We start from the raw sequence: 12752 nt of genomic DNA, 5'->3' as shown, positions 1-12752 counted from the left end.
AAGCATGCGACGGCCGAAGCAAATTTCAGCCGCCTCAGGTTGACGTGTTATAGGCCCTCACCCGCTCGGGTGGCCGGCTCGGTGCACCCGCTTGACCCTTTGTTCACAAGCGCACGAGGAGCACCGCCCGGCGGGCGGCCGGCGATCTCCCGCTCGCGGACGGAGAGCGGTCCGGCGGGGCCGGCCGGACCCGGCGCCACGGGCGATCCCGCCGTCCCGCGGCCCCGCACGGCCTCGCAGCCCCGCACGGCCTCGCCGGCGTGGTCACGACCGCCTGCTACCCGCCGCTGCCCGCCTTGGCCGCCGCGGACACCGGCCGGTCCGCCGCGGCGGCCCGCTCCCGAGGGCCGGCGACGGCACCCTCGGCCGGCGGCACCGCCCGTCGACCCCACTCGGTGCCGGCCAGGACGCACACCCCGCCGGCCAGCGCGAGCAGCCCCGGCCGGTCGCCCCCGACGGCGATGCCGAAGACGGCGGCCCAGAGCGGTTCGGTGCCCAGCAGCAGGCTGACCCGGGACGGCGAGGTGGCCCGGACCGCCCACATCTGCACGAAGAAGGCGAACAGCGTGCAGAGCAGGCTCAGGTAGAGCAGGAAGCCCCACCGGGCCGGCCCGAAGGTGCCCGCCAGAGTCAGCGGGGACGGGCCGGCGAACGGCGCCACCAGGGCGAAGACCGCCGTCGCGGTGGCCAGTTGGACCCAGGTCAGGGCGAGCGAGTCGGTGCCCTTCAGCGCCCGGGTCCGCGACATCGCGAGCACGTGCACGGTACGGACCACCGCCGCGCCGAGCACCAGCAGGTCGCCGGCCGAGGGGGCGCGCAGGCCGCCGTCGCCGGTCAGCAGGGCGACGCCCAGGACCGAGAGCCCGGCCGCGGCCAGGAACGCCCGGGGCAGGGCGGTGCGGCGCACGGCGCTCTCGGCGAGCGGGGTGAAGACCATGGTGAGGCTGATGACCAGGCCCGCGTTGGTGGCCGAGGTGTGGACGGCGCCGTACGTCTCCAGCAGGAAGATCGCACTCAGCACGGCACCGAGGACCGCCCCGCCCAGCCACTCCCGGACGGTCAGCGCCCGCAGCGCCCGCCAGGCGAACACCGCGAGCACCGGGAGCACCAGGCCGAAGCGCAGCACCAGCATCGCGACCACGGTGTCGGGCTCGGCGAGGTGCTTGACCACCAGGAAGCTGGAACCCCAGACCACGGCCACGCCGAGGACGGGCAGATCACGCAGGGTACGGCTCATCGGGGCTCCTCCGGGGAACGCGGTCGGCAGGCCAATAGCCCGTACGCCGTCGGACGGAGCTGGTCACCGATGCGGGCGACGGGTCATCCTCACCCGGCGGCGGCCGTGCGATCAACACCTTTCAGCGCGGGACCGCCCGCAGCACACCCGCGGCCCGCCACGCTCCGTCACCGGGCGCCACCGGATGCCACAGCCCGGACGCACGCCCAGACTGGAGGTACGGCCCGCCCTGCGCACCGAACGGAGAGGAGCCGGCCATGCCTCTGCCCCTGTACGGCGTCGCCATCGGCACCTTCCACGACTTCACCCGAGACCCGCAGCACGAGTACGGCGAGTGGTACCACGGCCACCTGTCCCTGAACACTCCGGCCGGGATCCGCGAAGCGGCCCTGGACGTCGACTCGCCGAGCGGCGTGGGCGTGGGATACCGCCTGGTCACCGGACTGACCGGGGCGGACATCGTGACCGTCCGCGCCCTGCCGGACGGTTTCCACCCGCTGGCGTCGGCGCCCGAGGCGGGCGCGCTCGACTACCAGCGAAGCCCGCTGCTCCAGGATCCGGGCTGGCTGCCGCCCCTGCGCAGGCTGGTCGAAGGACTGGTCGGGGTGCTCCTGCGCCCGGCGGTCGGCGCGCCGGTGTACGGCCCCAACCTGGCGGACCGGCTGGCCGCACTGCTCGCCTGCCTCAAGGTGAAGGTCCACCCCTGGGTGGCCAGCGACGGTGACAACGCCCTCGACGTCCTGGAGCCGCGGCTGCGCTCGGCGAGCCGGATCTACGTCTTCGGGCAGCGCTTCGGCGACGGCCTCGGCGTGCACGACGTCCACCTCAACCAGGGGGATCCGTACGGCAGTCAGTGGTGGGACACGGACGGGATCTGGCAGGACGGAGCCGTGCTCTGCGAGCAGCCGAACGGCCGGGTGACGGTCTGGCAGATCAAGTTCAACACCCAGCGGCTGCCGACGGACGCCCAGGGGCATCCGGTCTGACGACACCGAGGAGTAGCGGTCCGCGGAACGGGCATTGATGACACGGCCATGCCATTAACGTCCGTTCACGTACCGGAGGTCCTCGCACATGAGGCGCAAGCACTGGGCCCTGCTCCTGACCGCCACCACCGTCCCGCTCGCCCTGGCCACCACCGCGGGATCCGCCGCGGCCGCCCCGGCGCTCCAGGTGGGTTGCAGCTACACACCGGCCGTCCCCGCCGACAACTTCAAGGGCATCCCGGTCTTCGACGCCGCCAAGGCCGCCAAGCCGTACAAGGCCACGCTGAAGACCAGGCAGGGCGACATCACCTTCAAGGCGCTGACCGACAAGGCCCCGTGCACCACCTTCTCGTTCCGCTTCCTCGCCGAACACGACTACTTCGACGGGAGCCACTGCCACCGCCTCACCACCCAGCGGATCTTCGTGCTCCAGTGCGGCGACCCGACCGGCACCGGCAGCGGCGGCCCGGGGTACTCCTTCCCGGACGAGAACCTGACCGGCGCGACCTACCCGGCCGGCACCGTGGCGATGGCCAACGCCGGGCCGAACACCAACGGCAGCCAGTTCTTCTTCGTCTGGAAGGACACCAAACTCTCCCCCGCCTACACCCCGTTCGGGCAGGTCACCGGCGGCCTGGACGTGCTGCAGAAGATCGCGGCGGCCGGCGAGGACGACCAGAACGGCCCCGGCGACGGCTACCCGGCGGTCAGGACCGACATCCGCAACGTGAAGATCGCCAAGGGCTGACGGCCGACCGGTATCCCGTACGGTGGGGGCCCACCCCCTGCCGTACGGGAGCCGCCGCATGGACCGCAGCACCACCTGGGAGAACGTCGACCAGCTCGTCGCCTGGCTGGACCGCGTGAGCGACCTCTCCCCGGGCGACGAGAGACTGCTGCGGATCCTCAAGCTGTCGGAGGAGGTCGGCGAGGTCGGCCAGGCCGTCATCGGCGCCACCGGCCAGAACCCGCGCAAGGGCGTCACCCACAGCTGGGAGGACGTCCAGCACGAGCTCTGCGACGTGATCTTCGCGGCCCTGGTCGCCCTGCGCACCCTCACCCCGGACGCCCGCGAGGTCTTCGAGCGGCGGATGGCGTACGTCAGGCAGCGCTCGCTCGGCACCCTCCCGGCCGAGCGGCTCGACCTGGTCCCCCTTCGGGTGGACCACGCCGAGGAGATGGCCGCCGTCCTCGCCGACCCGGCCCTGCACACCTACACAGGCGGCGCCCCCGACTCACCCGAGGAACTGCGCGCCCGCTACCGCCGGCTGGCCGCCGGCTCCCCCGAGCCCGAGACCACCTGGCACAACTGGGTCATCCACCTGCGCGAGGACGGCTGCCTGGCCGGCTACGTCCAGGCCACCGTCACCGGCCGGACCGCCGAACTCGCCTGGGTCGTCGGCACCCCCTGGCAGGGCCGCGGCATCGCCACCGAGGCCGTCCGCGCCGCCGCCGTGCACCTGACGGCAGGCCAGGTCGACACCCTGGTCGCCCACATCCACCCCGACCACCACGCCTCGGCGGCCGTCGCCACCGCCCTCGGCCTCACCCCCACCGACCTCTGGTACGACGGCGAACGCCGCTGGCAGTCCTGACCCCGGCGACCGTGCGCGCCGGCCGGCCCCGCTACTGGGCGCCGAGTGCCATCCACTTCTCCGGCGTGGTCAGCGGCTCGAACCCGACCTTCGCGTAGACCTCGTGGGCGTCGGCGGTGGCCAGCAGGATGCGGCGCAATCCGTAGCCGGCGAGGCGGTCCCGGACCGCGGCGGCCAGGGCCGTGCCCAGGCCCTTGCCTCGGGCCGCGGGGGCGATGTAGACGTCGCACAGCCAGCCGAAGGTGGCCCGGTCGGTGACCACCCGGGCATAGCCGAGCTGGTCTCCGGACACGCTGTCGTAGACCCCGAAGTTGAGCGAGTTGGCGATCGCCAGGTCCTGCTTCTCCCGGGGCCGGCCGAGCGCCCAGTAGGCGTCCGAGGACAGCCACACGTGGATCAGCGCGGCATCGAGCCGCGCCGGGTCGGTGGAGATCTCGTAGCCGTCCGGCAGGTCACTGTTCATGCCCGGGATCCAAGCACGCCGACCCGGCGCCGGGCCACCGGAAAATCCGGCGGCCCGGCCCGGGCCGGGCCGGCTGGTGTCCGTACCCGCGACCGCCGCGGCCGCGTGGCCGCTACGCGTTGGGTGCGACCTTCGTCAGCCCGTTGATCAGGCGGTCCATCGCGTCGCCGCCCCGGGGGTCGGTCAGGTTGGCGAGCAGCTTGAGGGTGAACTTCATCAGGAGCGGGTGGGTCAGGCCGCGTTCGGTGGCGAGCTTCATGACCTTGGGGCTGCCGAGGAGCTTCACGAAGGCCCGGCCGAGCGTGTAGTAGCCGCCGTAGACCTCCTTGAGGACCTTGGGGTAGCTGTGCAGGACGCGCTCGCGTCCGGCCTCGGTGATCCGGGCGGAGGCCTGGACGATGACGCCGGCCGCGATCTGGCCGGACTCCATCGCGTACGCGATGCCCTCGCCGTTGAAGGGGTTGACCATGCCGCCGGCGTCGCCGACCAGCAGCAGGCCGCGGGTGTAGTGCGGCTGACGGTTGAAGGCCATCGGCAGCGCGGCGCCGCGGATCTTCTCGGTCATGTTCTCGGGGGTGTAGCCCCACTCCTCGGGCATCCCGGAGCACCAGGTGGTGAGCACCTCGGGCCAGTTGAGGTTCCCGAAGGCGGGCGAGGAGTTGAGGATGCCGAGGCCGACGTTGGAGGTGCCGTCGCCCATGCCGAAGATCCAGCCGTAGCCGGGCAGCAGCTCGTCCTTCTTGCGCGGGTCGCGCAGCTCCAGCCAGGACTCCAGGTAGTCGTCGTCGTGCCGGGGCGAGGTGAAGTACGTCCGGTAGGCGACGCCCATCGGGCGGTCCTCCATCCGGTGCAGGCCCATGGCGACCGAGAGCCGGGTGGAGTTGCCGTCGGCGGCGACCACCAGCGGGGCCTTGAAGACGACCGCCCGCTTCTCCTCGCCGACCTTGGCGGTGACGCCGGTGATCCGGCCGGTGCGCTCGTCCAGCACCGGGCCGGTGACGTTGCACCGCTCGTACAGCCGGGCACCGGCCTTCTGGGCCTGACGGGCCAGCAGCTCGTCGAAGTCGGCCCGCTTGCGGACCAGACCGTAGTCGGGGAAGGCGGCCAGCTCGGGCCAGTCCAGCTCCAGCCGGACGCCGCCGCCGATGATCCGCAGGCCCTTGTTGTGCAGCCAGCCGTTCTCGGTGGAGACGTCGATCCCCATGTCGACCAGCTGTTTGGTGGCGCGCGGGGTGAGCCCGTCCCCGCAGACCTTCTCGCGCGGGAACTCGGTCTTCTCCAGCAGCAGCACGTCCAGCCCGGCCTGGGCCAGGTAGTACGCGGTGGTCGACCCCGCCGGACCGGCGCCGACCACGATGACGTCCGCCGTGCTCTCCACGGGGTTGTCCGGCTTCGTCAGATCGGCTGCGGTGTCGGTGGTCACGGCTGGCACTCTCCTGCGAACGGCGGTGGGGGCTCGGGACTGGACGAGGGGCCGCGGACGGCCCCCCGCAGTCTAGTTGTCAGGCCTTGAAACCCCGGTGCAGGGCGACGATGCCGCCGGTGAGGTTGCGCCAGGCGACCTTGGACCAGCCGGCCTGCTGGAGCTTGGTGGCCAGCGCGGGCTGGTCGGGCCAGGAGCGAATCGATTCGGCGAGGTAGACGTAGGCGTCCGGATTGCTGCTGACGGCGGTGGCGACCGGGGGCAGCGCACGCATCAGGTACTCGGTGTAGACCGTCCGCAGCGGGGTCCAGGTCGGGGTGGAGAACTCGCAGATCACCAGCTTGCCGCCGGGCTTGGTGACCCGGTACAGCTCGCTCAGCGCGGCGTCGGTGTCCTGCACGTTGCGCAGCGCGAAGGAGATGGTGGCGGCGTCGAAGACCCCGTCGGCGAAGGGCAGCCGGGTGGCGTCGCCCGCGGTCAGCGACAGCTCGGGGTGGCGGCGCTTGCCCTCGGTGAGCATGCCGAGCGAGAAGTCGCACGGGACGACCTCGGCGCCGGCCTCCAGGAAGGGCAGCGAGGAGGTGCCGGTGCCGGCCCCCAGGTCGAGGATCCGCTGGCCGGGCTCGGCACCGATGGCGTCGGCCACGGCGCGTCGCCAGAGCCGGGTCTGGCCGAGGGAGAGGACGTCGTTGGTGCGGTCGTACTTGGCCGCGACGTCGTCGAACATCGCGGCGACTTCGTGCGGCTGCTTGTCCAGAGAGGCTCGGGTCACGCCACCCATTGTTCACCTTGGCACCGGCGGTCCGGGCGACGGGGTGTCTTCGGGGGTGGCGTGCGGTGGCTCCGAAGGGCGCTTTGCACACCACGCGCGCCGCTGCGCGCCCGCGCGCGCGGCTCGGGGCAGCGCTCCACGCGGCGCCCGGCCCAGCGTTCGCTGCCCCGCGTCAGCGCAGGGCGCGTCGGCCGCCCTTGCGCCGTCGGCGGGAGCGCTTGCCGTGGGTGATGGCGGGCATGCCCTCGCCGAGCGCCTCGGCGGCCAGCGCGACCGTGGTGCGGACCCGGGAGTCCCCGCGCCGGGTCGGGTTGGCCCGGCGGTGGCGCCAGATCCGGGCCACGCAGGCCGCGCACAGCAGCAGGGCGACCGGCACGCTGATCTGCGCCAGACCGACGCCCACCGGCTGCGGGTAGCGCTCGCCGCAGACGCGGACGGCGCCGGGGTCGCCGGCGGCGTGCTCCAGGCAGATGCCCGCGCCGAGTTGTGCGCCCTCGGGCAGCCACAGATCGGCGGCGACCAGTTGACGGCCACCGGCCTGGTAGCGGACCTGGCTGTAGGTGCCGCTGCCGCCGGGCAGCTGGGTGATGGTGCCCTCGACCCGGACGGGGTCGGCCGCGATCCGGTCGGCCTGGTCGGCCTGGCGCCAGCCGAGCAGGCACAGCCCGAGGGCGAGCACCGCGCTGAGCACGGCGACGAGGTACCAGCCCCGGCCGAGCCGTGGCCGAGCCGAGGGCCCGAACGGCCCGTTCGGTCGGGGGGCGGTCGCGGATTGCATGGTTCCCTGTCCTGGCTGCGTCACCTGAGTGGCTGTCGGGGATCGTAGCCGCTGGCGGGGCCTCAGGTCACGGTGACGGCCGGTCATCCGATATGAGGATCGCCACGCTCAGGTCGGTTTCCGGCCGCCCCATGGCGGGAAACTCACGCCACGTCACCGACGGCGGTACAGCAGGCGTCCCCCCAGGACGGTGGCCAGGCAGCAGCCCGCCCCGGCCTGCGCCAGGGCCTCGACGGACGGGGCGTCGAACACCGCGAAGTCCGCCGCCGCACCGACCGTCAGTGCACGGTGCACCATCTCGCCCGGCGTCCCCACCGCCAGCGGATCCAGCCCGCCGTCCTGTTCGCCCGCGGGCTCCCCGCCCCCGGCGCGCCCGGCCCCGGGCAGCGCGGCCAGCCCCGAGCGGGCCACCGCGGTCCGGACCACCGGCAGCTCGAACGGGCCGGCCACCGCCGTCGTCCCGTACGCCAGCATCCGCTGCAGGCCGCGCCGGGCGCTGCCGCCCCGGCGGTCCGGGTCGACCTCCAGCAGCAGCGGTTCACCGCCCAGGTCCTCCCGCGGGTCCGGGTGGTAGGCCCGCTCCAGCAGCCAGTGCCCGAAGGGGTTGCGCAGCCCCGGCAGCAGCAGACCGCCCCACTCCCGGACGCGGGCGCCGCGGCCGGAGAGCTCCGGGAACGGCCCCAGCGCGGCCACGGTCGCGCCGTCCACCAGCACCGCCCCGTCGGTGATCGACGGGGCGGTGGGGTCGGCCGGGTCGGGCACCAGCAGGGCGGCCCGGTGGAGGGTCAGCATCAGGTGGTCGAGAGGATCTTCAGCTCGGGGTGCGCCGTGCCGCCGTCCAGCGCGGTGGAGGCGATGTGCGAGGCCACCCGGGGGTCGACCGGGTCGTTGGCCGGGTCGTCCAGCACCCGCAGGTGCTGGTAGGTGGTGGAGCGCTGGGCGGGGGTGCGGTCGGCGGCCCGGATCAGGTGGATCAGCTCGGTCAGGTTGGAACGGTGCTTGGCACCGGCCATCGAGACCACGTTCTCCTCCAGCATGACCGAGCCCAGGTCGTCCGCGCCGTAGTGCAGCGAGAGTTGACCGGCCTCCTTGCCCGTGGTGAGCCAGGAGCCCTGGATGTGGGCCACGTTGTCGAGGAAGAGCCGGGCGATCGCGATCATCCGCAGGTACTCGAAGACGGTGGCCTGGGTGGAGCCCTTGAGGTGGTTGTTCTGCGGCTGGTAGGTGTACGGGATGAAGGCCCGGAAGCCGCCGGTGCGGTCCTGCACGTCGCGGATCATCCGCAGGTGCTCGATCCGCTCGGCGTTGGTCTCGCCGGTGCCCATCAGCATGGTGGAGGTGGACTCCACCCCGAGGCCGTGGGCCGCCTCCATGATCTCCAGCCAGCGCTCGCCGGACTCCTTCAGCGGGGCGATCGCCTTGCGCGGCCGGGCCGGCAGCAGCTCGGCACCGGCGCCGGCGAACGAGTCCAGGCCGGCCCTGTTGATCCGGGTGATCGCCTCCTCGATGGAGACCTTCGAGATCCGGGCCATGTGCTCGACCTCGGACGCCCCGAGGGAGTGGATCACCAGCTGCGGGAAGTCCGCCTTGATGGCGGCGAAGGCGCGCTCGTAGTACTCGACGCCGTAGTCCGGGTGGTGGCCGCCCTGGAACATGATCTGGGTGCCGCCCAGCTCGACCGTCTCGGCGCAGCGGCGCAGGATCTCGTCCAGGTCGCGGGACCAGCCCTTGTCGCTCTTCGGCGCCACGTAGAAGGCACAGAACTTGCAGGCCGTCACACAGACGTTGGTGTAGTTGATGTTGCGCTCGATGATGTACGTCGCGATGTGCTCGACGCCGGCGTAGCGGCGGCGGCGCACCGCGTCGGCGGCGGAGCCGAGCGCGTGCAGGGGTGCGGAGCGGTAGAGCTCCAGCGCCTCCTCCGGGGTGATCCGGCCACCGGCGGCCGCGCGGTCCAGGACGGCCTGCAGGTCGTTGGCGGAAAGGGTCTGCTCGGACACCTGGCGGGCCTTCTTTCTGTCCATCCATCGGGTCGCCTCAGCCGGAGGGGAGCCCCGGCCGACATGACCGAACCAGCCTACGCCAGGCCGTTTCGGCCGCTGCTCAGGCCCGCTGGGCGAGGTCCCCGGCGGGGTCGGAGCCGAGCGGCGCCCCACTGACCTGGAGGTGCAGGGTGTGGGCGTTCTTGAGGGTGTAGGTCTGCTGCTCGGGCGCGCCGGTGCAGCCGGGGTCCGCCCCGGCCGACCGCTCCTGCAGCACGATCCGGTCGGGGGCCACGGTGAGCAGGGTCAGCTCGCCGCGGCAGACCGTACTGCTGAGCCGGGAGGCGTTGCTGGTCTGCCCGACCTTCTCGCCGACCCGGCCGGCCCTGAGCTCGACCCGGAAGGTGCTCGGCAGCGGGACGATCTGGGTGGTGATGGTGCCCTCCCAGGTGCCGAGGAAGGCGGCCGGCAGGGCGTCGGGGCCGGTCACCGCCTGGTCCTGGCTCGGCTTCTCCCGGTCCCAGGGCAGGCCCTGGGACCACAGCACGGCTCCGCCGGCCGCCGCGAGGACGAGCGCGCCCGCCGCGGCGGCGCGGGCGAACCGGCGGCGCGGCCGGCCCGGCACCCCGGGCCGCGGTCCGGGCTGCGATCCGGTGTGCGGCCCGGTCGGTGCCCCGGCCGGCGACCCGGTCGGGCGGGCGTCCGCCTGGGTGGGGGTGCGGTCGGCGTACGGCGCGTCCGCGAAGTCCCGGGCGGGACCCGGTCCGGCCGGCGCCACCTCGCCCTCCAGGTCGAGCAGTTCGACGGCGCTGCGGGCGACCGCGTCCGAGAGGACCGGCGGCAGCCAGCCGCCCGCGGCGGGGCCCGGGGCCCCGGCGGCCAGCCGTTCCCGCAGGGCCGCAGGCGCGGGCCGGTCCTCGGGCCGCTTGGCCAGGCACTCCCGGACGACGGCGCGCAGGCCGCCGTCCAGCCCGGTCAGGTCGGGCTCCTCGTGCACGACGCGATAGAGCAGCACCGCCGCGCTGACCCCGTCGCCGAAGGGCGCCGTGCCGGTCGCCGCGTACGCCAGCACGGCGCCGAGCGAGAAGACGTCCCCGGGCGGGCCGCTCTGGCCGCCGCCCGCCTGCTCGGGCGACATGAAGCCGGGCGAGCCGACCACGAAGCCGGACCGGGTGAGCTCGGCGGCGCCGTCCAGGGCGCGGGCGATGCCGAAGTCGATCAGGCGCGGCCCGTCCAGGGCGAGCAGCACGTTGGAGGGTTTGACGTCCCGGTGCACCAGCCCGAGGCCGTGCACATGGGCGAGCGCCCCGGCCAGTTCCGCCCCGAGGGCGTGGACGGCGGGCGCGGGCAGCGGCCCGAAGCGGCGGACGGCGGCGCCCAGCGCGGGCCCCGCCACGTACCCGGTGGCGACCCAGGGGCGCGGGCCCTCGGTGTCCGCGTCCAGGACCGGCGCCGTCCTGGCGCCGCCCACCAGCCGGGCCGCCTCCACCTCCTGACGGAACCGGGCCCGGAACTCGGGATCGTCGGCGAGTTCGGCGCGCACCACCTTGACCGCGACCGTCCGGCCGCCGGCGGTGCGGCCCAGGTACACCCGGCCCATCCCGCCCGCGCCGAGCCGGCGCAGCAGCCGGTAGTCGCCGATCTGTCGCGGATCGTCCGAACCCAGCGGCTCCATGGCCCCGTCCCCTCGTGTGCCGGCGCGGCCGCCTCCGGCGGGCCCGTCGGGCGGGCCGGTGCGGCAGGCCAGACAGTACCGGTCCGCGGCGGCCCGGTCAGGGACTCAGCCGACCGGGGCCGGCTCCAGCAGGCTGATCGTCACATCGTGGGCGAAGCCGCTGTCGGGGGCGACCCGGCGGGCGAACTCGGCGATGCCGGCCAGCTGGCGCTCGCCGAGCGAGTAGTCGAGGGCCTGGCTGAAGTACCGCTCCAGCAGGGGCGCGTCGAAGGACTCCCAGCGGGCGGCCTGCTCGGCCACCTGCGCGGCCTCGGCCAGCGAGAGGTCCCGGGACTCCAGGAAGGCGCGGTGCACGGCGGCCACCGTCTCGGGGTGGCGGTCGGCGTACTCGCGGCGGGCGGCCCAGACGGCGAAGACGAACGGCAGGCCGGTCCACTCCTTCCACATCGCCCCGAGGTCGTGCACGGCCAGCCCCTGACTGGGCGCCTGCTCCAGCGAGGCCCGCAGCGCCGGGTCGCCGATCAGCACGGCGGCGTCGGCCTCGGCGAGCATCGCGTCCAGGTCCGGCGGGCAGGCGAAGTACTCCGGGCGCACGCCCTCGCGCTCCTCCAGCAGCAGCCGGGCGAGCCGCACCGAGGTCCGGCTGGTCGAGCCGAGGGCGACCCGGCGGCCGTCCAGCTCGGCGAGCGGCACCTTGCTGACGATCACGCAGGACATCACCGGGCCGTCACTGCCGACGGCGATGTCCGGCAGGACGACCAGCCGGTCGGCGTTGCGCAGGTACTCCACACAGGTGATCGGGCCGATGTCGAGCGTGCCGGCGACCAGCTGGTCGCTGAGCTTCTCGGGGGTGTCCTTGGTCAGATCGAGATCGAGCAGGTTTCCGGTCCGCGCCAGGCCCCAGTAGAGGGGGAGGCAGTTGAGGAACTGAATATGCCCGACCCGTGGCCTTACCGCCGCCGGGCCGCCTGCGTCCGTACCGGTCACCGCGTGCTCCCTCTGCTGTTCGTACTCTGCTGGCAGGGTATGCCTGCCTTACGGGAGGCCTCGCATCCGGTGGCCGACACACCGCGTACGGCTTCCGGAGACCCCTGGTCGGGGCAGCCCTCGCGTGCTACGGTTCCACACAGTTGCAGTTTGATTCCCCTTGCAGTACTTGGAGCCTGCGGAGCATGTAACCGCAGGCTTTTTGTAATTTTTCACCAGCATCAATTGAGCACTGATTGAGCACTGTGCGAAAAAACTCCGGACCCACTCCGGAGGCGGGGCGATCAGCGCAGCGGACCGGGTGCCACAAGGTGTGGTGCCCGCTACGTCGCTCGCAAGGAGAACGGTATGGCGACCGGAACCGTCAAGTGGTTCAACGCCGAGAAGGGCTTCGGCTTCATCGCCCAGGAGGGCGGCGGCCCCGACGTCTTCGTCCACTACTCCGCCATCAACGCGAGCGGCTTCCGCTCGCTGGAGGAGAACCAGGCGGTCAGCTTCGACGTCACCCAGGGCCCCAAGGGCCCGCAGGCGGAGAACGTCACCCCTGTCTGATCCATCCTCTGATGATCTGATCGCTCGGGGCCCCGTGTGGGTCCACAGGCGGCCCTGACCAGCCGCCAGCAAGAGCATGACGAGCAGTACCAAGGGGGCCCGCCCCGGTCCGGTTCAGCCGGACCCGGCGGGCCCCCTGCCTGCGTCACGGGCCCGCGGCCGGCGGCGCCGGTGCGACCGCGCAGGTCGGCGGGGGCGGATTCCGGCCATCGTGCCGCCGCTGCGGCCCACGCCCGGCCGCCGGCCCTCGCCAAGGCCCGGGGTGGAGTGTGAGGATGGCACGTCGAGGCGCGAGGGCGGGG

The 12752-nt window shown here is 73.4% G+C and carries 13 protein-coding genes; 4 read left to right on the top strand and 9 right to left on the bottom strand.

Annotated features, from left to right (window positions below; all coding sequences use genetic code 11):
• Positions 1-277 precede the first annotated feature (277 nt).
• Positions 278-1237 (bottom strand): DMT family transporter, encoded by a 960-nt coding sequence (locus OG871_RS22010; protein ID WP_371498685.1) that lies wholly within the window; start codon positions 1235-1237, stop codon positions 278-280.
• A gap of 257 nt (positions 1238-1494) precedes the next feature.
• Between OG871_RS22010 and OG871_RS22005 the strand changes: the two genes are divergently transcribed.
• The 3 genes from OG871_RS22005 (at position 1495) to OG871_RS21995 (ending at position 3818) form a co-directional block, all read left to right on the top strand.
• Positions 1495-2223 (top strand): DUF2278 family protein, encoded by a 729-nt coding sequence (locus OG871_RS22005; RefSeq protein WP_371498684.1) that lies wholly within the window; start codon positions 1495-1497, stop codon positions 2221-2223.
• Positions 2224-2311: 88 nt separating this feature from the next.
• Positions 2312-2971, top strand: a complete 660-nt coding sequence (locus OG871_RS22000) for a peptidylprolyl isomerase (protein WP_371498683.1) — start codon at positions 2312-2314, stop codon at positions 2969-2971.
• A 343-nt stretch (positions 2972-3314) separates the two neighbouring features.
• Complete coding sequence (locus OG871_RS21995; protein ID WP_371503385.1) at positions 3315-3818, top strand: GNAT family N-acetyltransferase; 504 nt, start codon at positions 3315-3317, stop codon at positions 3816-3818.
• Between the two features lie 31 nt (positions 3819-3849).
• Here OG871_RS21995 and OG871_RS21990 read toward each other — a convergent pair whose 3' ends face one another.
• The 8 genes from OG871_RS21990 to OG871_RS21955 all read right to left on the bottom strand — a co-directional run bounded on the left by OG871_RS21990 (position 3850) and on the right by OG871_RS21955 (position 11898).
• Complete coding sequence (locus tag OG871_RS21990; protein ID WP_371498682.1) at positions 3850-4281, bottom strand: GNAT family N-acetyltransferase; 432 nt, start codon at positions 4279-4281, stop codon at positions 3850-3852.
• A gap of 112 nt (positions 4282-4393) precedes the next feature.
• Positions 4394-5713, bottom strand: a complete 1320-nt coding sequence (locus OG871_RS21985) for a geranylgeranyl reductase family protein (RefSeq protein WP_371498681.1) — start codon at positions 5711-5713, stop codon at positions 4394-4396.
• A gap of 70 nt (positions 5714-5783) precedes the next feature.
• Complete coding sequence (locus tag OG871_RS21980; RefSeq protein WP_371498680.1) at positions 5784-6476, bottom strand: demethylmenaquinone methyltransferase; 693 nt, start codon at positions 6474-6476, stop codon at positions 5784-5786.
• Between the two features lie 172 nt (positions 6477-6648).
• Positions 6649-7254 (bottom strand): hypothetical protein, encoded by a 606-nt coding sequence (locus OG871_RS21975; protein WP_371498679.1) that lies wholly within the window; start codon positions 7252-7254, stop codon positions 6649-6651.
• Between the two features lie 153 nt (positions 7255-7407).
• A complete protein-coding gene (locus tag OG871_RS21970; RefSeq protein WP_371498678.1) occupies positions 7408-8046 on the bottom strand; it encodes a hypothetical protein in 639 nt (212 codons plus the stop codon).
• A complete protein-coding gene (mqnC, locus tag OG871_RS21965) occupies positions 8046-9278 on the bottom strand; it encodes a cyclic dehypoxanthinyl futalosine synthase (RefSeq protein ID WP_371498677.1) in 1233 nt (410 codons plus the stop codon). The genes OG871_RS21970 and mqnC overlap by 1 nt, the downstream gene beginning before the upstream one ends.
• Before the next feature lie 79 nt (positions 9279-9357).
• On the bottom strand, positions 9358-10911 hold the full coding sequence (locus OG871_RS21960) for a serine/threonine-protein kinase (RefSeq protein ID WP_371498676.1): 1554 nt from the start codon (positions 10909-10911) through the stop codon (positions 9358-9360).
• Positions 10912-11016: 105 nt separating this feature from the next.
• Positions 11017-11898 carry a menaquinone biosynthetic enzyme MqnA/MqnD family protein gene (locus OG871_RS21955; protein WP_371498675.1) on the bottom strand — a complete coding sequence of 294 codons (882 nt, stop codon included), beginning with the start codon at positions 11896-11898 and terminating at the stop codon, positions 11017-11019.
• A gap of 348 nt (positions 11899-12246) precedes the next feature.
• On the opposite strand from OG871_RS21955, the gene OG871_RS21950 reads away from it, so the two are divergent.
• A complete protein-coding gene (locus tag OG871_RS21950; protein WP_003998944.1) occupies positions 12247-12450 on the top strand; it encodes a cold-shock protein in 204 nt (67 codons plus the stop codon).
• The last annotated feature ends 302 nt before the right edge of the window (positions 12451-12752 follow it).

Origin of the sequence: Kitasatospora sp. NBC_00374 (assembly GCF_041434935.1) — a bacterium.
In the GTDB taxonomy this organism is placed as follows: Bacteria; Actinomycetota; Actinomycetes; order Streptomycetales; family Streptomycetaceae; genus Kitasatospora.
This window is presented reverse-complemented; position numbering and strand designations above follow the sequence as displayed.